Source organism: Rhodanobacter sp. G1, from assembly GCF_055397855.1.
Genome location: NZ_AP039674.1, coordinates 2851514 through 2873471, shown reverse-complemented (window position 1 = coordinate 2873471; position 21958 = coordinate 2851514). Strand labels below are relative to the sequence as shown.

At 67.4% G+C, this 21958-nt stretch carries 21 protein-coding genes; 9 read left to right on the top strand and 12 right to left on the bottom strand.

Translation table 11 applies throughout. The annotated features are described in order from the left end of the window. Nucleotides 1-178: 178 nt before the first annotated feature. Nucleotides 179-622: a pilin gene (locus ACZ5Z2_RS12915; protein ID WP_464758996.1), complete on the bottom strand. Its 444-nt coding sequence runs from the start codon at nucleotides 620-622 to the stop codon at nucleotides 179-181. A gap of 278 nt (nucleotides 623-900) precedes the next feature. On the opposite strand from ACZ5Z2_RS12915, the gene ACZ5Z2_RS12910 reads away from it, so the two are divergent. Then, nucleotides 901-3039, top strand: a complete 2139-nt coding sequence (locus ACZ5Z2_RS12910) for a S9 family peptidase (protein ID WP_464758995.1) — start codon at nucleotides 901-903, stop codon at nucleotides 3037-3039. A 100-nt stretch (nucleotides 3040-3139) separates the two neighbouring features. On the opposite strand, the gene ACZ5Z2_RS12905 is transcribed toward ACZ5Z2_RS12910, so the two are convergent. The 6 genes from ACZ5Z2_RS12905 to miaB all read right to left on the bottom strand — a co-directional run bounded on the left by ACZ5Z2_RS12905 (nucleotide 3140) and on the right by miaB (nucleotide 9401). After that, a complete protein-coding gene (locus ACZ5Z2_RS12905; protein WP_464758994.1) occupies nucleotides 3140-4132 on the bottom strand; it encodes a magnesium and cobalt transport protein CorA in 993 nt (330 codons plus the stop codon). Between the two features lie 67 nt (nucleotides 4133-4199). After that, nucleotides 4200-5369, bottom strand: coding sequence for a lipoprotein N-acyltransferase Lnb domain-containing protein (locus ACZ5Z2_RS12900; protein WP_464758993.1), 1170 nt, complete (start codon nucleotides 5367-5369; stop codon nucleotides 4200-4202). Between the two features lie 169 nt (nucleotides 5370-5538). Next, on the bottom strand, nucleotides 5539-6390 hold the full coding sequence (locus tag ACZ5Z2_RS12895) for an HlyC/CorC family transporter (protein WP_464758992.1): 852 nt from the start codon (nucleotides 6388-6390) through the stop codon (nucleotides 5539-5541). 94 nt (nucleotides 6391-6484) lie between these two features. Then, the gene (ybeY, locus tag ACZ5Z2_RS12890; protein WP_464758991.1) at nucleotides 6485-6946 is read right to left on the bottom strand and encodes an rRNA maturation RNase YbeY; all 462 of its coding nucleotides are present in this window, start codon (nucleotides 6944-6946) and stop codon (nucleotides 6485-6487) included. Further along, nucleotides 6943-7926, bottom strand: coding sequence for a PhoH family protein (locus ACZ5Z2_RS12885; RefSeq protein ID WP_464758990.1), 984 nt, complete (start codon nucleotides 7924-7926; stop codon nucleotides 6943-6945). The genes ybeY and ACZ5Z2_RS12885 overlap by 4 nt, the downstream gene beginning before the upstream one ends. A 131-nt stretch (nucleotides 7927-8057) precedes the next feature. Further along, the gene (gene miaB, locus ACZ5Z2_RS12880; protein WP_464758989.1) at nucleotides 8058-9401 is read right to left on the bottom strand and encodes a tRNA (N6-isopentenyl adenosine(37)-C2)-methylthiotransferase MiaB; all 1344 of its coding nucleotides are present in this window, start codon (nucleotides 9399-9401) and stop codon (nucleotides 8058-8060) included. A gap of 192 nt (nucleotides 9402-9593) precedes the next feature. Here miaB and ACZ5Z2_RS12875 point away from each other — a divergent pair, with 192 nt between their 5' ends. Next, nucleotides 9594-10694: a lytic transglycosylase domain-containing protein gene (locus tag ACZ5Z2_RS12875; RefSeq protein WP_464758988.1), complete on the top strand. Its 1101-nt coding sequence runs from the start codon at nucleotides 9594-9596 to the stop codon at nucleotides 10692-10694. Between the two features lie 5 nt (nucleotides 10695-10699). On the opposite strand, the gene ACZ5Z2_RS12870 is transcribed toward ACZ5Z2_RS12875, so the two are convergent. Next, nucleotides 10700-11875 carry a S1C family serine protease gene (locus ACZ5Z2_RS12870; RefSeq protein ID WP_464758987.1) on the bottom strand — a complete coding sequence of 392 codons (1176 nt, stop codon included), beginning with the start codon at nucleotides 11873-11875 and terminating at the stop codon, nucleotides 10700-10702. A 188-nt stretch (nucleotides 11876-12063) separates the two neighbouring features. Between ACZ5Z2_RS12870 and petA the strand changes: the two genes are divergently transcribed. The 5 genes from petA (at nucleotide 12064) to ACZ5Z2_RS12845 (ending at nucleotide 15877) form a co-directional block, all read left to right on the top strand. Beyond that, nucleotides 12064-12669 (top strand): ubiquinol-cytochrome c reductase iron-sulfur subunit, encoded by a 606-nt coding sequence (gene petA / locus ACZ5Z2_RS12865; protein WP_464758986.1) that lies wholly within the window; start codon nucleotides 12064-12066, stop codon nucleotides 12667-12669. Beyond that, a complete protein-coding gene (locus ACZ5Z2_RS12860) occupies nucleotides 12669-13970 on the top strand; it encodes a cytochrome b (RefSeq protein WP_464758985.1) in 1302 nt (433 codons plus the stop codon). The genes petA and ACZ5Z2_RS12860 overlap by 1 nt, the downstream gene beginning before the upstream one ends. Nucleotides 13971-13998: 28 nt before the next feature. Beyond that, nucleotides 13999-14730, top strand: a complete 732-nt coding sequence (locus ACZ5Z2_RS12855) for a cytochrome c1 (RefSeq protein ID WP_464758984.1) — start codon at nucleotides 13999-14001, stop codon at nucleotides 14728-14730. 77 nt (nucleotides 14731-14807) lie between these two features. Beyond that, nucleotides 14808-15431: a glutathione S-transferase N-terminal domain-containing protein gene (locus ACZ5Z2_RS12850; RefSeq protein ID WP_464758983.1), complete on the top strand. Its 624-nt coding sequence runs from the start codon at nucleotides 14808-14810 to the stop codon at nucleotides 15429-15431. A gap of 20 nt (nucleotides 15432-15451) precedes the next feature. Next, entirely contained in the window at nucleotides 15452-15877 is a 426-nt protein-coding gene (locus tag ACZ5Z2_RS12845) for a ClpXP protease specificity-enhancing factor (protein WP_464758982.1), read from the top strand. 1 nt (nucleotide 15878) lies between these two features. On the opposite strand, the gene ACZ5Z2_RS12840 is transcribed toward ACZ5Z2_RS12845, so the two are convergent. The 4 genes from ACZ5Z2_RS12840 to ACZ5Z2_RS12825 form a co-directional block, all read right to left on the bottom strand. After that, nucleotides 15879-16313, bottom strand: a complete 435-nt coding sequence (locus tag ACZ5Z2_RS12840) for a DUF3301 domain-containing protein (RefSeq protein WP_464758981.1) — start codon at nucleotides 16311-16313, stop codon at nucleotides 15879-15881. A gap of 109 nt (nucleotides 16314-16422) precedes the next feature. After that, on the bottom strand, nucleotides 16423-17283 hold the full coding sequence (gene nadC / locus ACZ5Z2_RS12835; RefSeq protein WP_464758980.1) for a carboxylating nicotinate-nucleotide diphosphorylase: 861 nt from the start codon (nucleotides 17281-17283) through the stop codon (nucleotides 16423-16425). Continuing rightward, entirely contained in the window at nucleotides 17280-19583 is a 2304-nt protein-coding gene (locus ACZ5Z2_RS12830) for a DUF1631 domain-containing protein (protein ID WP_464758979.1), read from the bottom strand. Before ACZ5Z2_RS12830 ends, nadC begins: the two co-directional genes overlap by 4 nt. Before the next feature lie 62 nt (nucleotides 19584-19645). Beyond that, nucleotides 19646-19918, bottom strand: coding sequence for a Trm112 family protein (locus ACZ5Z2_RS12825; protein ID WP_464758978.1), 273 nt, complete (start codon nucleotides 19916-19918; stop codon nucleotides 19646-19648). A gap of 61 nt (nucleotides 19919-19979) precedes the next feature. Here ACZ5Z2_RS12825 and purE point away from each other — a divergent pair, with 61 nt between their 5' ends. Both purE and ACZ5Z2_RS12815 read left to right on the top strand, forming a co-directional pair. Then, nucleotides 19980-20483, top strand: a complete 504-nt coding sequence (purE, locus tag ACZ5Z2_RS12820) for a 5-(carboxyamino)imidazole ribonucleotide mutase (RefSeq protein WP_464758977.1) — start codon at nucleotides 19980-19982, stop codon at nucleotides 20481-20483. Then, complete coding sequence (locus ACZ5Z2_RS12815) at nucleotides 20480-21637, top strand: 5-(carboxyamino)imidazole ribonucleotide synthase (RefSeq protein WP_464758976.1); 1158 nt, start codon at nucleotides 20480-20482, stop codon at nucleotides 21635-21637. Before purE ends, ACZ5Z2_RS12815 begins: the two co-directional genes overlap by 4 nt. The last annotated feature ends 321 nt before the right edge of the window (nucleotides 21638-21958 follow it).

The following is a 21958-nucleotide window of genomic DNA, read 5'->3' as shown; positions in this document are numbered from 1 at the left end:
CCGCATACTGCGGGCTTCGGGATTGTGCCTTTCGTCACGGATGGCTGCAAGTGTAGGTTTGAAATGGTGCGATCCGTACTGACTGCAGTCGGTGCACCAGCCTGAAGACTGGTGCGTCGGGGCAATTAGTGACGCAATTTGTCAGTTGTTGTGCGGCTGTGTGTCGTACTGAGTCTGATCATCCGCGACAGGACGTCGGCAGGTATTTGCGATCGACCGTGCTGGCAGTGCATGTCCATTCGATGCTGCCGGCATGGGTAATTGGTGACAACAACACATACTTGCTGGTGGGGCGAATGGCATCGCTTGCCTTGGGGCCGTTGAAGAGCACCTTGATCACGCCGTCGGTTACGTCGACGCTCGACACATATTGCCCCTTGATGGAAGTACTCTTCGCAAGGCCTGCGGATTCGTTGTTCGACGGAAAACGCCCCGTATTGGACACGAAGTCCCAATCGGCTGCTTTTGCTCCCCCTGCCAACACCATGCCTTCGGACACCTGCGCCCTAACCAGATAGTCCTGGTACGCCGGAATGGCAATCGCAGCTAGGATGGCGATGATCGCCACGACGATCATGAGTTCGATTAAGGTGAAACCGGCGGACAGGCGCTGGCGTGACATGGTGGATTCCCCTGGATGGTACTGGGAGACAAGCACGTTCTGTACCGATGGGCTGGGGGGCTTGAGTAGTGCGTCACAGTCTTGATCGTGTGGATTGGTTCGTTGCGGCTGGCAGGTAGGAGATGTGATTGAAGTCAACTATCCGGGTCGTGTTGCCTAGTTGATGATGTGAAGGCTGGCGGATCCTTAACTACAACGCTATTTAGAGGAGGGCATGCTTGCACGGCATCTTTCGTGTGCTTACCTTGCCCCTTTGCTAAGCACTCTGGGGAGCCATCATGAAAGACGCCCTGACCGCCGCCCTGCTGCTGGCGCTTGCGGCCTCGCCCGCGCTGGCTGCCGACACTGGCACAGTGACACCCGTGGATACCGCGATCAGCGTGGATCACGCGCCGCACCCGTTCAACGTGCGCGACCTGGTGATGATGCAGCGCGTGTCTGATCCGCAGCTCTCGCCAGGCGGACGCTACGCGGCGTTTGGCGTGCGCAGCACGGACTACGCGGCGAACAAGGGCGTCAACGCGATCGCGGTGCTGGATCTGTCGCACGACGGCCAACCGGTGACGGTGGTGGAGAAGGGCGCCTCCTTGCCGCGCTGGTCGGCGGACGGCAAGAGCCTCTACTACGTGGCGGCGGCCGATGGTGTGGCGCAGTTGTGGCGACTGGATTTCACGGCGGGCAAGGGCGGCCTGGACTTCGCCAGCCACAAGGCGCCGGTGCAGGTGAGCCATGGCGTGCTGGACGTGCAGGCCTACAAGCTGGCGCCGGGCGGCAAGAGCGTGCTGCTTTCCTACGCGGTGTTCACCGATTGCGGCACGCTGGCCTGCACCAAGCAGATGCAGGACAAGCGCGCGGCGGACAAGGCCACCGGCACGATTTACAAGAAGCTGTTCGTACGGCACTGGGATACCTGGGCCGACGGCACGCGCAACCAGCTCTACCTTGGCCGCTTCGACGCGAATGGCCAGCTGCCGGCGGAACCGACCCTGCTTTCGCGCGGCATCGATGGCGACATTCCCAGCAAGCCGTTTGGCGACGACAGCGAGTTCGCGTTCTCGCCCGACGGCAGGACGGTGTACTTCGATGTGCGCATCGCGGGCCACAGCGAGCCGTGGTCGACCAACTTCGACATCTACAAGGTGCCGGCCGACGGCTCCACGGCGCCGGTGAACCTCACGGCGGCCAACAAGGCATGGGACGCCTACCCGGTGCCCTCGCCGGACGGCAAGACCCTGTACTACCTCGCGATGAAGACACCAGGTTTCGAGGCGGATCGCTTCGGCATCATGGCGCTGGATCTCGCCACCGGCGCGAAGCGCGAGGTCGATCCGCAGTGGGATCGCTCGCCCGGCGGCATGGGCATTTCCGCCGACGGCAAGACGCTCTACGTCACCGCCGACGACAACGGCCAGCACCCGCTGTTCGCCGTGGACGCGGCCAGCGGCAAGGTGCGCCAGGTGGTGGGCGAAGGCGAAGTGAGCAGTTATTCGCTGGCCGGTTCGCGCCTGCTGTTGGCGCGCGACGACCTGAAGCGCCCCGCCGATCTCTATACCGTGAACACCGATGGCAAGGATCTCAAGCAGGTCACCCATTACAACGCCGCGATGTTGGGGAATGCGCACGAGGGCGATTTCGAGTTCTTCACCTTCAAGGGTTGGCACGACGACACCGTGCAGGGCTACGTGGTGAAGCCGGCGGATTACCAGCCGGGCAAGAAGTATCCGGTGGCCTTCATCATCCACGGTGGCCCGCAGGGCGCGATGACCAACAGCTGGAGCTACCGCTGGAATCCGCAGACCTATGCGGGGCAGGGCTTCGCCGTGGTCACCATCAACTTCCATGGCTCCACCGGCTATGGCCAGAAGTTTACCGACTCCATTTCGGGCGATTGGGGCGGCAAGCCGCTGCAGGATCTCAAGCTCGGCTGGCAGGCCGCGCTTTCCAAGTACAACTTCCTGGACGGCAACCGTGCCTGCGCGCTGGGCGCGAGCTACGGCGGCTACATGACCTACTGGATCGCTGGCGTGTGGAACAAGCCGTGGAAGTGCTTCGTCGACCACGACGGCGTGTTCGACATGCGCATGATGTACTACGCCACCGAGGAGCTGTGGTTCGAGGAACACGAGAACGGCGGCCCGCAGTACGAGGTACCGGCCAACTACGAGAAGTTCAACCCGCTCGACCACGTCAAGGATTGGCGTGTGCCGATGCTGGTAGTGCATTCGGGCCACGACTTCCGCATCCCGCTCAGCCAGGGACTGGGCGCGTTCACCGCGCTGCAGCGCCGCGACATCCCCAGCGAATTCCTCACCTTCCCGGACGAAAGCCATTTCGTGCTGAAGCCGCACAACAGCGTGCTGTGGCATGACACGGTGAACGCATGGCTGAAGGAGTGGACGGCCAAGCCCGGGAAATAATCCCGCGGTAGGGGTTTATCCGTGCGCGATTGCTTTCGCTTCGATCAAGAACCGGAGCAATCGCGTGCGTGGCGCGTTTCTGCGGTGCCGCGCTTGAGCACTACAACCATTTCGCCCGCTTCAACCCGACATAGATGCCGCCCACCACGCAAACCACCACGCCAATGATGAGCGGATAGCTCCATGGCTTGCCGAGTTCGGGCATGTGCTGGAAATTCATGCCGTACCAACTGGTGATGAGGGTGGGGGCGGCCAGCATCGCGGCCCAGCCGGCAAGCTTCTTCATCACCTCGTTCTGGCCGAAGGTGACCAGCGAAAGGTTCACGGTGATCGCGGCGGAGAGCATTTCGCGCATCGCCGCAATGGCGTCGTTGACGCGCGTCACGTGGTCGTGCACGTCGCGGAAATACAGCCGCAGTTCGTCGGGAATCAGCTGCGGATGCAGGCGCACCAGCTGGCTGATCACATCCTGCAGCGGCGACACCGCCAAGCGCAGCGTCATCAGGTCGCGCTGCATGTCGTACAGCCGGCGAACGGTGTCGCGGTTGAAGCTCTCGGCGAAGATGTCCTGTTCCAGTTCCTGCAGCTCCTCGCGGTAGTCGCGCACGATGGGCAGCAGGTTGTCCACGATGAAGTCCAGCACGCTGTACAGGCCGTAGCTGGGCCCCAGCGCCAGCAGCTCCGGCGTGTGCTCGCAGCTGCGTCGCGCCGGAGCGTAGGACAGCGATGCGCCGTGGCGCACGGTGACCAGGTAGCGCGGCCCCAGGAAGATGTGCGTTTCGCCGAACGCGATATGGCCGCCGTCCAGCTGCGCGGTCTGCACCACGATGAACAGCGAGTTGCCGTAGGCCTCGATCTTGGTGCGCTGGTGCGCGCTCTGCGCGTCCTCGATGGCGAGGTCGTGCAGGTCGAACTCTTCCTGCAGCCTCAGCAATAGCGCCTCGTCCGGTTCGTGCAGCCCCACCCACACGAAGGTGTCGGGTTCCTTGAGCACATCGCTGATCGCGTCGATGCTTACATCGCCGATGCGTTGCCCGTCGCTGCGATAGGCGACGCAGTTGACCACCATGTTCGCGTTGGCATGGTTTGGCATGGGCGTTTTCATGTCTGCATGATGCCGCGCCGCCAGGGGAGGCGGCAATGACGCGCCTTGCGGGAGGCTATCGGACTTGCCGCAAACTCCACCCCATCGCCAACCAAACCGGCAAGGCGAGCAATATCCACGGCTGGTTCTGTTGCACGGTGCCGGGCAGGAGGTGCAGCAGCACGGCGGCGAAAGCGGCGAGCAGTTGCAGCACCAGCACGATGTCGGCGAAACGCGAGGGGAGGAGGCCACGGCGCAGGCGCCACAGCGCAGGCAGCAGCAGGAAGGCGAGCGGGCTGAACAGCAGCAGGTTGGCGTTGGCCCAGGCGGAGTGGTGGCTGGTGAGCGTCCACAGCGCGAGCAGCAGCACGCCCACGAGGCCGGCGGCGACGAGCCAGAGCGTGCCCAGCAGGGCGTGGATCGTCGGCCAGCGGCGTGCGGCCAGCGCGAGCGCGATGGCGAAGATCAGGCCGGCCGCACCCAACGGCAGGCGAAGATCCGGTGCCTGTGCCGGCGGCACCGAAACATGGTTGGGCGACAACAACTGCTCGTCCTGCACCAGCGGCTGCGCGCCGCCGTGGCTGTCGGGCACGCGGATGCCGCGCAGGTTTGCTTGCAATTCGGCGGGCAGGAAGCTTTCCTGCCATGCGTTGAGCGGCTGGTCGGCGTAGGGGCCGAGGCCGAGGTCGAGCAGCAGCATCAGCCAGGGTTGCGCGCTCATCAGCCGGTCGGTCTGCTGGCGGTAAGTCATGCCGCCGGGCTGTGCGGCGAGACGTGCCTCGATGACGCCGCCCAGCGCCTTGTCCAGCGCATCGCGCACGCGAGTGGTGCAGTTGTCGGCGTAGTAGTCGTAGTTGTAGCCGGCGTTCTCGGGGCGCAGGTTCCAGAACAGGAAGTCGCGCAGCGCTGCGGCCTGTGCGGGCGTGAGCGCGAGGCGCTGGCGGGTGATCGAGCGGCCCACCTGCACGTAGTAGCTTTCTTCGTCCGCGGTGGGCTCGGCATCCATCAGGTAGTGCATGCGGCCGCGCGCGAAGTTGAGGAAGAAGTTCTTCTCGCTGAAGTCGAACACGCCGTAGTTGAAGTTCACCGCCTCGCCGCTGACGGTGTCGCGCAGCTCGATGGCGTCGTGGCCGAAGCGTTCCCAGTACACGTCGCCCGGGCCGTAGGTGACCAGCGCCACTTCCAGGTTCGCGCCGGGTGCGTTGGCGACGCTGGCGTGGGTTGGCGCACCGACCATCGCCAGCATGCAGGTGAGCAGTAGGCAAAGCCGGGCCCATGCGCGCGAGGCCCTCTTCCGCTGGGAGAGGGAGGTGGCAGGCGGGTGGGGGTGTGGGTGGGGTTCGGCCTGCGGATTTCGCCGAACCCTCATCCGGCCCTGCGGGCCACCTTCTCCCGAAGGGAGAAGGGAGAAGGCTTCAGTCATGGTCGTGGCGGCGGGTGACGCGGAACTGCTGCACGCGGCGGTCGTCAGCTTCGGTGACGTGGAACAGGAAATCGCCGGCGCCGGTTTCCTCGCCCGCTTCGGGCAGGTGGCCGAACTCGGCGGTGATCAGGCCGCCGATGGTGTCGAATTCCTCGTCGGGGAACGCGGCGCCCACTTCCTCGTTGAAGTCCTCGATGGGCGTGAGCGCGCTGACCAGCCATGAGCCGTCGGCCTGGGCATGGATCTGCGCGGGTTCCTCCGCGTCGTCGTGCTCGTCGTCGATCTCGCCGACGATCTGCTCCAGCACGTCCTCGATGGTGATGAGGCCGGCCACGCCGCCGTATTCGTCGACAACCATCGCCATGTGGTTGCGGCTGCGGCGGAATTCGGCCAGCAGCACGTTGAGGCGCATGGACTCGGGGATCAGCACCGCGGGGCGCAGGATCGCGCGGATGTCGAAATCGGCGCCGTTGCCGAAGAACTTCAAGAGATCCTTGGCCAGCAGCACGCCGAGGATCTCGTCCTTGTCCTCGCCGTGCACGGGGAAGCGCGAGTGGCCGGATTCGACCACGGCGGAAAGGATGTCCGGAAGCGGTGCGTCGGCGGCGATCATCACGATCTGCACGCGCGGCACCATCACGTCGTCCACGGTGAGCTCGGTGACCTTGAGCGCGCCTTCCAGCATGGGCAGGGTGTCGGCGCTCAGCAGGCCGTTGACCTGGGCGGTGCGCAGCTCGTCGATCAGTTCCGCGCGGTTGCGCGGCTCGCCAGAAAACAGGTGGCCCAGTCGATCCCACCAGGTGCGATGGGCCGGGCCGCTGGTACTGCCGGGGTCGTCGTTCATTACTCGGATTGCAACTGCCCGGATGCGGGCGGAAGCACGAGTCTAGCGGAAAATCCGTGACAGTTCAGGGCACAAGGTCTTGCGGACAGCCCCATCAGGCGTAGGGATCAGCGATGCCCAGCCCGGCGAGGATGCGCGTTTCCAGCGCCTCCATCGCCTCGGCCTCGGCCTCCACGAGGTGGTCGTAGCCGAGCAGGTGCAGTACCCCGTGCACGGTGAGGTGGGCCCAGTGGTCGCGCGCGTGCTTGCCCTGCTCGGTGGCCTCGCGTGCCACCACGGGGGCGCAGATCACCATGTCGCCGATCAGCGGCAGCTTGAGTTCCGGTGGCAGTCCGGCCTCGAAGGAGAGCACGTTGGTGGCGTAGTCCTTGCCGCGGTAGTCGCGGTTGAGCGCACGCCCCTCGTCGGCGTCGACGATGCGGATGGAAAGCTCGGTGGCCTTGCGCCGCTTCGCTCCGTGCAGCGCCGCTTCCACCCAGCGGCGGAAGCTGGTGGCCGAAGGAATGCCCGTGCGCGGCACGGCGTAGCCCACGTGCACCACCAGCGTCGTGCTCATTTCGCGTCCTCGTCCTTCTGCTCGAACGCTTCGTAGGCGCGCACGATCTTGGCCACCAGCGGATGGCGCACCACGTCGCGCGAGGTGAAGAAGGTGAAGCTGATGCCGTCCACGCCGCGCAGCACTTCCACCGCGTGGCGCAGGCCGGAGCGCACGTTGCGCGGCAGGTCGACCTGGCTGACGTCGCCGGTGATCACCGCCACCGAGCCGAAGCCGATGCGGGTGAGGAACATCTTCATCTGCTCGACGGTGGTGTTCTGCGCCTCGTCGAGGATCACGTAGGAGTCGTTCAAGGTGCGCCCGCGCATGTAGGCCAGCGGCGCGATCTCGATCACGTTGCGTTCGATCAGCTTGGCCACCTTCTCGAAGCCGAGCATCTCGTACAGCGCGTCGTACAGCGGACGCAGGTAGGGGTCGACCTTCTGCGTGAGGTCGCCGGGCAGGAAGCCCAGCTTCTCGCCGGCCTCCACTGCGGGGCGTACCAGCAGCACGCGCTGCACGCGGTTCGCCTCCAGCGCCTCCACCGCGCTGGCCACGGCGAGGTAGGTCTTGCCGGTGCCGGCGGGGCCCACGCCGAAGTTGATGTCGTGGCGCGCGATCGCGTGCAGGTAGCGTGCCTGGTTCGCGCCGCGGCCCTTGATCACGCCACGCTTCACCTTGATGACGACTTCCTGGGCGCCTTCGCCCGCGTCGTCGGCGAGCGCATCGACGCCGGACTCGGCCAGGTGCAGGTTGATCTTCGCGCCGTTCAAGGTCTCGTTTTCGGTGACGGCGTACAGGGCGCGCAGCACTTTTTCGGCGCTGCGCGCGGCGGCTTCCTCGCCGATCGCCTTGAACAGGTTGCCGCGGTGGTCGATCTCCACGCCCAGGCGCAGCTCGATCTGGCGCAGGTGCTCGTCGAACGGCCCGCACAGGCTGGCAAGCCGGGCGTTGTCTTCCGGATCGAGGGCGAAATCGCGTTCGTTGAGGCCTGGGGTCATGCTTCTTGGCTTCCTCTCCCCTCCGGGGAGAGGATTGAGGTGAGGGGACGGTCTTGCGAAAAGCGCTGGAGCGTGCGACCAGATTGGCCCCTCACCCCGGCCCTCTCCCCGGAGGGGAGAGGGGGTAAAGCTCAGGCGGCCGCTTCGGCCAGCGCGTGCACGCGCCCGCGCAGCGAGTTGGCCATGGCGTCGGTGATCAGCACGTCGACGAAGCGCCCGATCATGCGCGCGTCGCCGGGGAAGTTCACGTAGCGCATGTTCTCGGTGCGGCCGGCGAGTTCGTGCGGGTTCTTGGCGCTCGGCTTCTCCACCAGAACGCGCTGCACGGTGCCGACCATCGCCTCGTTGATCTGCTTCGCATTGGCGTTGATCGCGGCCTGCAGGCGTTCCAGTCGAGCGTGTTTCTCTGCCATCGGGGTGTCGTCAGCGAGGCTCGCAGCGGGCGTGCCGGGACGCGCAGAGAAGATGAAGCTGAAGCTCTGGTCGAAACCGACGTCCTCGATCAGTTTCATGGTCTTGTCGAAGTCCTCGTCGGTCTCGCCGGGGAAGCCCACGATGAAGTCCGAACTGATGCAGATGTCCGGGCGCACGGCGCGCAGCTTGCGGATCTTCTGCTTGAACTCCAGCGCGGTGTAGCCGCGCTTCATCGCGGCGAGGATTCGATCCGAGCCGGCCTGCACCGGCAGGTGCAGGAAGTTGGCGAGCTTGGGTACGCTGGCGTAGGCCTCGACCAGCGAGTCGGAGAACTCCAGCGGATGCGAGGTGGTGAAGCGGATGCGACCGATGCCCTCGATCTGTGCGATGGCGTGGATCAGCACCGCGAGGTCGGCGATGCCGCCGTCGTGCATGGATCCGCGGTAGGCGTTGACGTTCTGGCCCAGCAGGTTCACCTCGCGCACGCCCTGTTCGGCGAGCTGCGCCACTTCCACCAGCACGTCGTCGAACGGGCGGCTGATCTCGGTGCCGCGGGTGTAGGGCACCACGCAGTAGCTGCAGTACTTCGAGCAGCCTTCCATGATCGAGACGAAGGCGGTGGGGCCTTCGGCGCGCGGCTCGGGCAGCCGGTCGAACTTCTCGATCTCGGGGAAGGAGATGTCCACCTGCGGCTTGCCGCTCTCGCGGCGCGACTCGATCAGCTCGGGCAGGCGGTGCAGGGTCTGCGGGCCGAACACCAGATCCACGAAGGGTGCGCGCTTGATGATGGCCTCGCCTTCCTGCGAGGCCACGCAACCGCCCACGCCGATCAACACCGGCTTGCCGCCCAGCTTGTGCTCCTTCCAGCGGCCAAGCTGGCTGAACACCTTCTCCTGCGCCTTCTCGCGGATCGAGCAGGTGTTGACCAGGATCACGTCCGCCTCGGACTCGTCCTGGGTCAGCTCCAAACCGTGCGAGGCCTTGAGCACGTCGGCCATCTTGGCCGAGTCGTACTCGTTCATCTGGCAGCCGTGGGTCTTGATGAAAAGTTTGCCGCTCATGGTGTGCTTGCCGTGGTTGTGCGGGGCGCGGCGCAAACGGCGCCGAACCGCGCATTTTACGCCGGCCGGCCCTTGCCCGCCATCGAGCGGGCTTGGCGGATCAGGCACTTGGAATGCCTGCGGCAGGGATGCAGCGCACGAAACGCCGGGCGCGCCCTTGGCGCGGACGCCGCGCGACGGCACACTGCCGGCATGTTTGATGCCGAGCGCCACAAGGGGAGTGCCGGCCGGCTCGATGCAGGCTCCCCGCCGTCCCGTGCGATTCCCGCGAGGATCGCGCTGGCTTGCGCCTTGCTCGCGGGCGCGTTGTGGCTGCCGAAGGTACATGCCGGCACCTTGTACCGCTGTACCGGCGCCAGCGGCGAGGCGGTGTTCACCAGCAGCACGGCGGGCTATCGCGGTTGCCACCGGCTGGGCAGCTACGGCGCGTCGGCGCGGCGCGCGCCCACGGTGTCGCTGCAGAACGTGCGGGGCACGGTGGTGGGCACGCGATCGCAAGCGGCCGTTGCCGCGACCTTGCTGTCCACCGTGAAGGGCAGCGTGCTGACGACGGCGAAGGCGGCGACGCCCGATGCCTTGCCGCTCGCTTCGGCGGTGCCGGCGGATATGCGCGGACATTGGACGTACCGCCAGGCCGGCGACAACGGCGCCTCTGCGTTGCCCGATGTGCCTGCCGCCACCGCGCCGGGCGACCGCGTGCTGCGCGGTGCGGTGTATCGCATCGCGCGCGCCGACGGCAGCGTGGAGTACACCAACATCCCGCCTGCCGGCCGCGAGGCGAAGGCGGCGAAGATGCTGTTCACCTATATAGCCACCTGCTTCGCCTGCAACCTGCACTCGAACGTCCACTGGGGCAGCGTGGCGCTCGACCTCACCGACTACGCCGACGCGATCCGCTCGGCCAGCGTGGAATACGGCGTGGACGAGGCGTTCATCCGCGCCATCATCCACGCCGAGAGCGCGTTCAACCCGCGCGCCATGTCGGTCAAGGGTGCGCAGGGCCTGATGCAGCTGATGCCGGCCACGGCCAGCGACATGGGCGTGCTGGACGCCTTCGACAGCGGCCAGAACATCCGCGGCGGCGCGCGTTACCTCGCCCTGCTGCTGCGCACCTTCAATGGCGACGAGCACCTCGCCGCCGCCGCCTACAACGCCGGCCCCGCCGCGGTGCAGCGGTACGACGGCGTGCCGCCGTATGCGGAAACCCAGGTCTACGTGCAGCGCGTGGACACCCTGCGCAAACGCTACGCGGCGGCGCTTCATCCGCCTTTGGCGGTGGCGCGGCCGGGCTGAGTTGCCTACTGCAGGCCGTCGTCGGTAGCGGACGTGCTGTTCGCGGTCATCGGCGGACGCTCGGTCAGCGTGGCCGTGACGTGGAACGGGCTGCCGTTGCGCAGGCCGGAGATTTCCACCGTGGTGCCGGGCTTGGTCGCCGACTCGCGCCGGCGCAGGTCGGACGGATCGCGGATGTTGTCGTCGCCGATGCGCAGCAGGATGTCGTGCGGCTGGATGCCGGCCTGCGCGGCGGGGCTGCCGGGGTACACGTCGGTGACCTGTGCGCCGCGCGCCGCCGCGGGCAGGCCGCTGTTGGCGGCCACCGGCACGAAGCTGTAGTCCGCGCCCAGCCAGCCGCGCACCACGTGGCCGGTGGCGACGATCTGGTCGAGCACGTTCCTGGCGGTGCCCACCGGGATCGCGAAGCCGATGCCCTCGGCATTGGCCGCCTTGCCGATCAGCAGGGAGTTGATGCCCACCAGCCGGCCCTCGGCGTTGACCAGCGCGCCGCCGGAGTTGCCGAAGTTGATCGCCGCGTCGGTCTGGATGAAGTCCTCGGCGCGGGAGTCGTCCAGCTGGCGGCCCACCGCGCTGACGATGCCCATGGTCACGGTCTGGTTGAGGCCCAGCGGGTTGCCTATCGCCAGCACCACGTCGCCGGGGCGGGGCTTCTGCTCCGCGAACCTAATCACCGGCAGGTTGCCGGCGTCGATCTTCAGCACGGCGAGGTCGGTTTCCTCGTCGAAGCCGACCACGCGAGCCTGGGCCACGCGGCCGTCGTACAGCAGCACCTGGATGTCGGTGGCGTGCGAGATCACGTGGTAGTTGGTGAGCACGTAGCCCTGCGCGCTGACGATCACGCCGGAGCCCAGCGTCTTCTCGTGGCGCTCGTAGGTGGTGAGCGTGCCGCCGAGCAACTGCTGCAGGATGGGATTGTCGTACATCTTGATCGCCGGCGCGTTGACGATCTTGTTGGCGTAGATGTTCACCACCGAAGGCGCGGCGGCAGTGACCGCATCAGCGTAGGAGGTGGGCGCCTGGATGGCCGGCGCCTCGGCCGTCGTGGCGCCGGGCAGGTGCAGGCGCGCACGCAGGCGTGCGCCGCTGGCCGGCCAGAACAGGCCGATCACGAAGGCTGCGGCGAGGCCGACGACGACACAGCGGGCGAGGAAGGCAAGCGTGCCGGCGGCATGTTTCATGTCGTGCTGCAGTCCGTGACGGGCGGGCGAACGGTAGGGTAGGCTGGCGACGGCAAGGAGCGTCGATACGCCGCGGCCCCTTTATTGTACGGTGTAGGGGCTGACGCTAGACTAACGTGATTTTCAGGGGTTCCAATCTGATTGTCGGGCGCGAGCCCTTCTTGACGCAGCAAGTACCGGAGAGCCTGATGGCGAACGAAGTCGTCGATCATGGCCGCCGCCGGTTTCTCACGTCAGCCACCGCAGTGGTCGGTGGCGTGGGGATCGTGTCGGCAGCCGTGCCCTTCATCAAGTCGTGGGAACCCAGCGCGCGAGCCAAGGCCGCAGGGGCTCCGGTCACCCAATCCCTCAAGAAGATCGAACCCGGCCAGCAGCTGATCGTCGGCTGGCGCAGCCTGCCGGTATTCATCGTCAACCGCACCCCGGCGCAGCTGGCCGCATTGCCGAAGCAGGATCCGCGCCTCGTCGATCCGAAATCCGACGGCGCCTCCGCCGCCCAGCAGCCGAAGTACGCGCAGAACGAGACGCGCTCGATCAAGCCCGAGTGGCTGGTGATGGTCGGCATCTGCACCCACCTGGGCTGCGTGCCGAACTACGTGGGCGAGATCAAGCCCGAGCCGTTCGACCCGAACTGGCAGGGCGGCTACTACTGCCCCTGCCACCACTCGCGCTACGACATGGCCGGCCGCGTGTACCAGGGCGTGCCCGCGCCGAAGAACATGGAAATCCCGCCGTACCACTTCATCGACGACACGACCGTGCAGATTGGCGTGGGTCCGGAGGGAGCAGCGTAATGGCCAACGTATTCGCAAGCATCGGCGACTGGGTCAACGAGCGCGCGCCGGGCCTCGTGCCCGTGTACCGCAAGCACATGACCGAGTACTACGCGCCGAAGAACTTCAACCTCTGGTACTACTTCGGCTCGCTGGCGATCTTGGTGCTGGTCAACCAGATCGTCACCGGCATCTTCCTCACGATGAACTACAACCCGAGCGCGGCGGGAGCCTTCGACTCGGTGCAGTACATCATGCGCGACGTGGAGTGGGGCTGGTTGATCCGCTACATGCACTCCACCGGCGCGTCGCTGTTCTTCGTGGTGGTGTTCCTGCACATGTTCCGCGGCATCATGTACGGCTCGTACAAGAAGCCGCGCGAGCTGGTGTGGCTGCTCGGCATGCTGATCTTCCTGGTGCTGATGGCCGAGGCCTTCATGGGCTACGTGCTGCCGTGGGGCAACATGTCGTTCTGGGGCGCCAAGGTGATCGTGTCGCTGTTCGGCACCATTCCGGTGATCGGCAGCCACCTGGTCGAGTGGATCATGGGCGACTTCCTGCCCGCCGACGCCACGCTCAACCGCTTCTTCGCGCTCCACGTGATCGCGTTGCCGATCGTGCTGCTGCTGCTGGTGGTGCTGCACCTGGCCGCGCTGCACGAGGTGGGCTCGAACAACCCCGATGGCGTGGACGTCAAGCACGGCCCCAAGGGCAACCGCTGGGACGCGCTGAAGCCGGCGGACGGCATCCCGTTCCACCCGTATTACACGGTGAAGGATCTGTTCGGGGTGGGCTTCTTCCTGATCGTGGCGGCCTTCATCATCTTCTTCGCGCCGACCTTCGGCGGCTGGTTCCTCGAGCACGACAACTCGATCCCGGCGAACAATCTGGTCACCCCGGCGGAGATCAAGCCGGTGTGGTACTTCACCCCGTTCTACGCGATCGTGCGCATGATCCCGTCGTTCGCGGGCACGGCGGTGTGGGGCGTGCTGGCGATGTTCGGCGCGATCGCGGTGCTGTTCCTGCTGCCGTGGTTCGACCGCGGCCAGGTCAAGTCGATCCGCTACCGCGGCACCGGCTACAAGGTGGCGCTGACGCTGTTCGTGATCGCGTTCTTCGGCCTCGGCGCGGTGGGCGCGGGCGTCACCGCGGAGGTGATCCCGGCCTGGTTCGGCAACGTCGACCTGACCACCTGGGAGAACGCGTTCGGCCGCACGATGACGCTGATCTACTTCGGCTTCTTCGCCTTCCTGTGGGCCTACACACATTTCGGCTGGGAAAAGACCAAGCCGGTTCCGGATCGGGTGACGACGCATGACTAAGCCGACGCTCTTGATGAGGCCCAACCTGATGAAGCGACTCCTTCCCGCGTTCGCGCTGGCCTTGGTTCTGCTGTTCGCCGGCCAGCCGGCGGCGCACGCCGAGGGCGAGGGGCAGCTGATGGCGTCCGGCTCCAGCATCCGCGACCAGGCCTCGCTGCAGCGGGGCGCGCGGCTGTTCTTCAACTACTGCGTGGGCTGCCACTCGCTGAAGTACATGCGCTACTCGCGCATCGCCGACGATCTCGGGCTGACCGAGCAGCAGGTGATGCAGAACCTCAACTTCACCGGCGCCAAGTTCGACGACCCGGTGATCTCGCACATGCCGGCGGAAGACGCCACGAAGTGGTTCGGCAAGGATCCGCCGGATCTGTCGCTGGAGGTGAGCGCGAAGACCGCCGACTGGGTCTACACCTACCTCAACACCTTCTACCTCGACCCGAAGAGCCCGATCGGCTGGAACAACACCACGCTGCCGAACGCGGCGATGCCGTTCCCGCTGTGGGAGCTGCAGGGCGAGCAGGTCGCGGTGACCAAGCCCGGTTCCGACGAGGTGGAGAAGCTCGACCTGGCCCATCCCGGCAAGCTGACCCCGGCCCAGTACCAGCAGGCGACGCGTGACCTGGTGAACTTCCTGGAGTACGTTTCGGAACCGGCGGCCCTGCAGCGGCACCATTACGGCGTCTGGGTGCTGCTGTTCCTGGCGCTGTTCACCCTGCTGGCCTACCTGCTCAAGAAGGAGTACTGGAAAGACGTGCACTGACTTTCCGGCAGAGACACCCACCGGATGCGGCGGCCATGGGCTGCCGCATCCGCGCAACCGCAACAGGAATACTGCGCATGGTTCCAAGCGCCCGCTCGCGTAACGCACTTACCCTCTACACCACGGCCGACGACGTCCAGTGTCATCGCGCCCGGCTGGTGCTGGCCGCCAAGGGCGTCAGCTACGAGCGCGTGATGGTCGATCCGGGCAAGCCGCCGGAGGATCTGCTCGACCTGAATCCCTACGGCAGTGCGCCCACCCTGGTGGATCGCGACCTGACCCTGTACGACGCCAGCGTGGTGTGCGAATACCTCGACGAGCGCTATCCGCATCCGCCGCTGATGCCGATCGATCCGCTTTCCCGTGCGCGCCTGCGCGTGGCCGCGGTGCGCATCGAGAAGGACTGGCTGACCGAAGTGGACACCATCCGCGCCGGCGGCCGCACCGCCGAGCCTGCGCGCAAGCGCCTGCGTGCGCACCTGCTGGCCGCGCTGCCGCTGTTCAAGGCGTCCAAGTTCTTCCTCAATCCCGAGATGAGCCTGGCCGACTGCCTGGTGGCGCCGGTAGTGTGGCGCCTGCCGTGGCTGGGCGTGGATCTGGGCCGCGAGGGCAAGCCGATCATGGATTACGGCGAACGGCTGTTCCACAGCCAGGGTTTTGCGCGCAGCATGACCGAGCAAGAAAAGGCCATGCGACCCTGATGAGCGAAGTAGTGCAACCGATGACTTCCAATCGCCCCTACCTGCTGCGGGCGATCTACGACTGGATCAGCGACAACGGCCTGACGCCGTACCTGCTGATCGACGCCACCGGCGAAGGCGTGCGCGTGCCGCCCCAGGTGATCAAGAACGGCCAGGTGGTGCTCAACATCGCGATGCGGGCGGTGGCGAACCTCGAGCTTGGCAACGACTGGATCGGATTCTCCGCACGCTTCTCCGGCGTCAGCCAGGTGGTGCGCATTCCGGTGGGCTCGGTGCTGGCGCTGTACGCGCAGGAAAACGGGCAGGGCATGATGTTCCCGACCGACGAGGAAGGCGGCGACACGCCGCCGCCTGCGCCTGCGCCCGACGAGCCGCCGTCCAGCCAGGGCGGCAGCGGCGACGACAAACCGAAGCGCGGCGCGCCGTTCCTGCGGGTCATCAAGTAGGTCAGTGCAGCGTGTTGCCGTCGGGGCGGCGGCGCGGGCGCAACGGAACCACATTGTTGCCGGGTTGTGTTTCGTCCGCCGGAACGTGCCGCCATGCCGCGGCATGATCCACGGGCTGTGGCGACGCGAGCGCCACGGTGGGCAGGCGCAACTCGCTCAGCACGTCGCCCTGCATCCACAGCGAAGCCTGCTCGCGATCCGCGCCGTCGATGCTCACCTCGAAACCGTAGCAGCGTTCCAGCCGGAATCGACCGGCCGCATGGCGCAGGCGCAGCGCGCGCAGGCCGACGGTTTCGTCCAGCAGCTGCACGCCGTAGCGCGCGCACTGTACGCGGGCTTCGGCAGTCGCACGCTCGCGTGCGCGGCTCAGCTTCAGCCACAGCGCGATTGTGGCGACCAGCGCCAGCAGCACCAGGAGATCGTCGACATTGCCCATGCCCGCAAGTGTGTGGGTGGGAGGAACGGCGCGCAAGCCGGCGACAGGCCGATCCTTGCGATCATCCCTGATCGCGGAGATCAGGCGGGCGACCTGCTTGGCCGCACTTTCAAACCTCCAGCCGCAACCGCAGCGAGAGGTCGACCGCGTGCACGTGCTTGGTCAGTGCGCCCACCGAGACGAAGTCCACGCCTGTGCGGGCGTATTCGCCGATGGTGGAAAGATCGACGTTGCCGGAAACCTCCAGCGGTACGCGCCCGGCGGCGATCCGCACCGCTTCGCGCATCAGTGGCACGTCGAAGTTGTCGAGCATGATGCGATCCACCCCAGCATCCAGCGCCTGTTGCAGCTCGGCCAGGTTCTCCACCTCGACTTCCAGCAGCAGGCCGGGATGCAGCCGGCGCGCTGCGGTTGCCGCGGGAGCGATGCCGCCCGCCGCGATGATGTGGTTTTCCTTGACCAGGATCGCGTCGTACAGGCCGATCCGGTGGTTGTGGCCGCCGCCGCAGCGCACCGCGTACTTCTGCGCCAGGCGCAGGCCCGGCACGGTCTTGCGCGTGTCGAGCACGCGCGTGCCGGTGCCAGACACGGTCGCCACGTAGGCGGCCGTGGCGGTGGCCGTGCCGGACAGCAGCTGCAGGAAGTTCAGCGCCGAGCGCTCCGCGCTCACCAGCGAGCGGGCGTGGCCGGACAGGCGGCAGATCACCGTGCCGGGCGCCACGCGTTCGCCGTCGCGCACCTGCCAGTCTATGCGCACCGAGGGATCCAGGCGCCGGAAGCAGGCGTTGAACCACGGGATGCCGGCGATCACCGCGTCGTCGCGGCAGGTCAGCGCGGCTTCGGCCATGCCGTCGGCCGGCAGCAGTTCGGCGGTGGCGTCGCCCTTGCCGAGATCCTCGGCAAAGGCGCGTTCCACGTCGGCGGTGATCAGTTCGGGGCTGGGCGGGTCGAACGGGAAAGCAGGGTTCATTCGGCGTCCGTGCTGGCGTCGGGCGATTCGGGCTGGCGCAGGCGGCTGACGATGGCGCTCATCGCGCGGTCGAACAGCGCATTGGTGGCCAGCACCTGCGCGTGGCCGCTGGCCAGCAGCACGGCCAGCTCTTGCGGCGAATAGTCCGCCACCTTCAGGCCGCGGCGGTTGACGAACAGGTAGCGGCCGCTCATCGGGCTGATCCACGACAGCTTGGCGCGCACCATCGGCTCGTCGGGCAACTGGAACTCCAGCCACACGCCGGGCTGCAGCGCTTCCACCTGCCGCCACTCGGGGCTGTCGGTGTCCACCGGCACGCTTTCCTCGGGCAGTTCGTCTTCCGCCTCGGCGTTCTGCTCGATGATGGGCTGGATGCTTTCCGGGATCGCGGCGACGACGGCGGCGTCGGTCGCCGGGGCGCCGGCGGAAGCGGAAGCGGAAGCGGCGGGCGCCGCGTGGCGCGGTTCGCCCAGTTGCTGGCCGTACCAGTCGCGCAGCTGCGCCAGCAGGCGATCGATGTCCGGCTGCTGGAACGCCACGTTGGCCAGGCCCTGGCGCAGCGCGCGCTCGATGCCGGGCAACAGCTGGCGCAAGTACTGGCGCGAGGCGGTGTCCGTCGCCGGCCGCGTGCTGGCGATGAAGTCGTCCACGAAGCGCAGCGCGTCGCGGAATTCGGCAGACTCCTCGCCCTGGCGCAGTTGCACCAGCACGAGGTGGTTGGCCCAGGCTCGCGCCAGCACTTCGTGCACCAGCGGCGGCAACTGGCGGCCGCCGATGCGGTCGACGATCTCGCGGGCGGCGCGGCGGCGCGCCTGTTCCAGCTTCTCGCGGCCGCGAGTGGATTCGGCCACGCGCTGTTCGGCCAGCTCGGAGCGGCGCCGGCTGGATTCGTTGAACTGCTGCAGGTCGGCCAGCAGGCGTTCGAAGATGCCGAGGTCGTCGTCGAACTCGTGCAGCAACTGGTCGACGATGGCCTTGATCTTGTCGTGCAGGCGGCCGTCGCGGTCGGAGTCCGACGACCAGCCCTTGGCCTGCTCGGCCAGCACATCGAGCAGGCGGCGCGCCGGATGCTGGCGGTGCGCGAACAGCTTGCGGTCGAGGATCGCGGCCTTGAGGTAGGGGATCTGCAGCCGCGCCAGCAGCGCCTGCATCTCGGGCGGCAGGGTGTGGTCTTCGAGGATGAACTCGAACAGCATGCCGACCAGGTCGATGGTGTCCTCGTCGATGCCGGCCACGTGGCTGGGCCGCGCGCCGCGCAGCGCGCCGAGCTGGCCCAGCAGCTGTTCCTTGAGCTGCGAGACGGCATCGCGGTCGAAGTTGCCGGTGCCGTTCACCATGGACGGCGCCTGCTGGATGTGGCCGGCCGCCAACTGGGTTTGCAGCACGCTGAGGGCGCCCAGCAGCTCGTTGGCGGACGGCGGCGGGCTGCCGGCATCGCCGGCTCGCGCCGGTGCGGGCGCATCGCCGCCGCGGCGGGCGGCGAACAGGCTGTGCAGGGTCTGCAGCAGTTCGGCGGCGGCTGGGTCGGCTTCGTCCGCGCCGGCTGCGCCCGCGGTGGCGGACGATGACGACACGGTTCCACGCGGCGCAGCGCTGCCGCCGCGCGGTGCGGCGACGCGCAACTGCGGCAGCACGCCGGCGCGCGCCAGCGTGTCGTTGGTTTCCGCGTACAGTTCTTCCAGCGTGGACAGCACGTAGCGGTCGAATAGCTTGTAGATCAGCAGCTTGACGCGCATGTCCGCGGTCAGCTCCTTCAGCGCCTGGCGGAAGGCCAGCGACAGCGCCCCGGGTGCGATGGGGTTGCTGGCGTCCTCGATCTTGCGGCCGCCGCAGATCACCGAGAGGCGCTGGTTGACCGCGAACAGGTCGCGCGCCAGCCGGCTCTCGTGCTTGCTGCCCATGCTGGTGATCGCCAGCGATTCTTCCAGGTCGGTGTCGGCCACCAGCGAGAGTTCGGCCATCGCCGGCACGGCTGACGCGGGCGTGGCTGCGCGGTTGGTCATGCCGCCCATCTCGCGGTTCACCGTGGCGAGGAAGTTGCGCTCGATGGCGGGGCGGCGCTTGCGCACCTCACGCATGCCGTCGAAGTAGTGCGTCTGGGTGGCGTTGTTCTCGGCCTTCTCGGCGAGGTCGAACAGCGCGTCGTCCACGTGCTCGAACAGGTTGCCCAGGCACTGCTGCAGGCGCTTGCCGGCGATACCGCGCACGGCGTTCAGCAACTCGCCCACGCGCTCGCCCGCGGCGGCGTCGGGGCGCGGCGTCAGTGGCACGATCTTGGGCGGTTCGTAGGCGTCGTTCATGGCCATACCGGGTGTCCGTCGATCTGGTCGTCAATCCGTCGAAGGGGATTCGAGGCGTGGGTTCAGGCGGCGGCCGGGAAGTCGCGCAACTGGGCGGTGCCGATGCCTTCTTCCGGCAGCATCACCGGGATGCCGTCGGCGACACGGTAGACCAGCTTGCGGTCGACGGTGATCAGGCCTTCGTCCAGACGCTCGTGCACCGGGGTGCCGGCCGTCGTCGCCACGTCGCCGGCCGCGATGGCGCCGTTCAGCGCGTCCAGCTCGGCGCGGGCCAGCAGGCGCACCGGCGTCTTGCTGACCGGGCAACAGAGGATGTCGAGCAGGCGCTTGTCCATGGGACGAAATCGTTGTGGAGCCGGAAAGCCCGTACAATAACCACTTTTGGGCAGCCGAACCATGACAGCAACGACGGAAACGCCGCGGGTGGGCGTGGTAATGGGCTCGCGTTCGGACTGGGAAACCATGGAGCACGCCGCCGCCGTGCTGACCGAGCTGGGCGTGGCGCACGAGGTGCAGGTGGTCTCCGCCCACCGCACGCCCGACTTGCTGTTCCGCTACGCCGAACAGGTGGCCGGGCGCGGCATCCGGGTGATCGTGGCCGGCGCCGGCGGCGCCGCCCATCTGCCGGGCATGCTGGCGGCCAAGACCCGGCTGCCGGTGTTCGGCGTGCCGGTGCAGTCCAAGGCCCTGAACGGCATGGATTCCCTGCTTTCCATCGCGCAGATGCCGGCCGGCATTCCGGTGGGCACGCTGGCGATCGGCCGCGCCGGCGCGGTGAACGCCGGCCTGCTCGCGGCCGCCGTGCTGGCGCTGCACGACCCGCGCCTCGCGCAGGCGCTGGAGGACTGGCGCGCGAAACAGACGCAGGCCGTGCTCGACCAGCCGGATCCGCGCGCATGAGCGAGTCGCGGCAGCCCGTGCTCGGCATCCTCGGCGGCGGCCAGCTGGCGCGCATGCTGGCGCTGGCGGCGGCGCCGCTGGGCGTGAACAGCCTGGTGGTGGACAGCGCCGCCGACGCCTGCGCGGGCCAGGTGGCGCCGCTGGTCAAGGCGGACTGGAGCGACTTCGCCGCGCTGGAGGAATTCGCGCGCAAGGTCGACGTGGTCACCTTCGATTTCGAGAACGTGCCGGCCGAGACGGCGCAGTGGCTGGCCGGGCGCGTGGCGGTGTTCCCGAACCCGCGTGCGCTGGCGGTGGCGCAGGATCGCCTCGCCGAGAAAACCCTGTTCCGCGACTGCGGCCTGCACACGCCCGAGTTCATGGCCGTGGACGATCGCGACGGCCTCGACCGCGCGCTCGCCGCGGTGGGCGCGCCGGCCATCCTCAAGACGCGCCGGCTGGGCTACGACGGCAAGGGCCAGTTCCGGCTGAAATCGCTGGCCGATGCGGATGCGGCCTGGGCCGCGCTGGGCGCGCAGGCGGCGAAGCATGGCCTGATCCTGGAAGCCTTCGTGCCGTTCCAGCGCGAGCTGTCGGTACTGGCGGTACGCGGACGCGACGGCGATTTCCGCACCTGGCCGCTGACCCGCAACTGGCACGTGGACGGCGTGCTGTCGATGAGCCTGGCGCCGGCGCCCGACATCGATGCGCTGCAGCCGCGCGCCACCGCGCTGGCGCGCACGCTGGCCGAGCGGCTGGACTACGTGGGCGTGTTCGCGCTGGAGCTGTTCGTGAAGGACGGCGAGCTGCTCGGCAACGAGATGGCGCCGCGCGTGCACAACTCCGGGCACTGGACGATCGAGGGCGCGCACACCAGCCAATTCGAGAACCACGTGCGCGCCGTGCTCGGCCTGCCGCTGGGCGACACCGGCGCGCGCGGGCAGTCGGCGATGTTCAACTGGATCGGCGAGCTGCCCGATCCCACGCCGGTGTTGCGTGGCGTGGATGCGCACTGGCACGACTACGGCAAGTCGGCGCGCGCGGGGCGCAAGGTGGGGCATGCCACGGTGTGCGCGCCGGATGCGGGGCAGCTGGCGCTGCGCCTCGAAGCAATCGGTCGCGGGCTGGGACGCGAGGCGCAGGTGGCGCCGACGATAGAGGCATTGCGCGGGTGAGTTGCCCGCTCCGGGCCACTGCTGTCCGGAATAATCTGGGGATGGTGCCGAAGGATGAAGACCCGCGCCGCTTGCACGAAGCATGGCGAGAAGGCGACTTCATTTCCGATAACAACCACCTATCCAGACTGTCATCCCGGCGAAGGCCGGGATCCAGTAGCGACCATGTTTGCTCAGGCCGCACGGCCACTGGATGACTCGCTTCGCTCGCCCCTTCGGGGCCGCCCTGCGGGCGTTCTGCGCGCTTCGCGCTTGTCCGGCCTGCGCCGGAATGACGAGAAAGACCGCGGCCACGAATGTTCAAAATTATTCCGGACAGTA

Coding starts and splice junctions, on each gene's coding strand:
- petA (WP_464758986.1), top strand. CDS start 12,064: ATGGCGAACGAAGTCGTCGATCATGGCCGCCGCCGGTTTCTCACGTCA.
- ACZ5Z2_RS12860 (WP_464758985.1), top strand. CDS start 12,669: ATGGCCAACGTATTCGCAAGCATCGGCGACTGGGTCAACGAGCGCGCG.
- ACZ5Z2_RS12845 (WP_464758982.1), top strand. CDS start 15,452: ATGACTTCCAATCGCCCCTACCTGCTGCGGGCGATCTACGACTGGATC.
- ACZ5Z2_RS12870 (WP_464758987.1), bottom strand. CDS start 11,875: ATGAAACATGCCGCCGGCACGCTTGCCTTCCTCGCCCGCTGTGTCGTC.
- ACZ5Z2_RS12855 (WP_464758984.1), top strand. CDS start 13,999: ATGAAGCGACTCCTTCCCGCGTTCGCGCTGGCCTTGGTTCTGCTGTTC.
- nadC (WP_464758980.1), bottom strand. CDS start 17,283: ATGAACCCTGCTTTCCCGTTCGACCCGCCCAGCCCCGAACTGATCACC.
- purE (WP_464758977.1), top strand. CDS start 19,980: ATGACAGCAACGACGGAAACGCCGCGGGTGGGCGTGGTAATGGGCTCG.
- ACZ5Z2_RS12825 (WP_464758978.1), bottom strand. CDS start 19,918: ATGGACAAGCGCCTGCTCGACATCCTCTGTTGCCCGGTCAGCAAGACG.
- ACZ5Z2_RS12885 (WP_464758990.1), bottom strand. CDS start 7,926: ATGACCCCAGGCCTCAACGAACGCGATTTCGCCCTCGATCCGGAAGAC.
- ACZ5Z2_RS12905 (WP_464758994.1), bottom strand. CDS start 4,132: ATGCCAAACCATGCCAACGCGAACATGGTGGTCAACTGCGTCGCCTAT.
- ACZ5Z2_RS12910 (WP_464758995.1), top strand. CDS start 901: ATGAAAGACGCCCTGACCGCCGCCCTGCTGCTGGCGCTTGCGGCCTCG.
- ACZ5Z2_RS12815 (WP_464758976.1), top strand. CDS start 20,480: ATGAGCGAGTCGCGGCAGCCCGTGCTCGGCATCCTCGGCGGCGGCCAG.
- ACZ5Z2_RS12915 (WP_464758996.1), bottom strand. CDS start 622: ATGTCACGCCAGCGCCTGTCCGCCGGTTTCACCTTAATCGAACTCATG.
- ACZ5Z2_RS12895 (WP_464758992.1), bottom strand. CDS start 6,390: ATGAACGACGACCCCGGCAGTACCAGCGGCCCGGCCCATCGCACCTGG.
- ACZ5Z2_RS12900 (WP_464758993.1), bottom strand. CDS start 5,369: ATGCTGGCGATGGTCGGTGCGCCAACCCACGCCAGCGTCGCCAACGCA.
- ybeY (WP_464758991.1), bottom strand. CDS start 6,946: ATGAGCACGACGCTGGTGGTGCACGTGGGCTACGCCGTGCCGCGCACG.
- ACZ5Z2_RS12830 (WP_464758979.1), bottom strand. CDS start 19,583: ATGAACGACGCCTACGAACCGCCCAAGATCGTGCCACTGACGCCGCGC.
- ACZ5Z2_RS12850 (WP_464758983.1), top strand. CDS start 14,808: ATGGTTCCAAGCGCCCGCTCGCGTAACGCACTTACCCTCTACACCACG.
- ACZ5Z2_RS12875 (WP_464758988.1), top strand. CDS start 9,594: ATGTTTGATGCCGAGCGCCACAAGGGGAGTGCCGGCCGGCTCGATGCA.
- ACZ5Z2_RS12840 (WP_464758981.1), bottom strand. CDS start 16,313: ATGGGCAATGTCGACGATCTCCTGGTGCTGCTGGCGCTGGTCGCCACA.
- miaB (WP_464758989.1), bottom strand. CDS start 9,401: ATGAGCGGCAAACTTTTCATCAAGACCCACGGCTGCCAGATGAACGAG.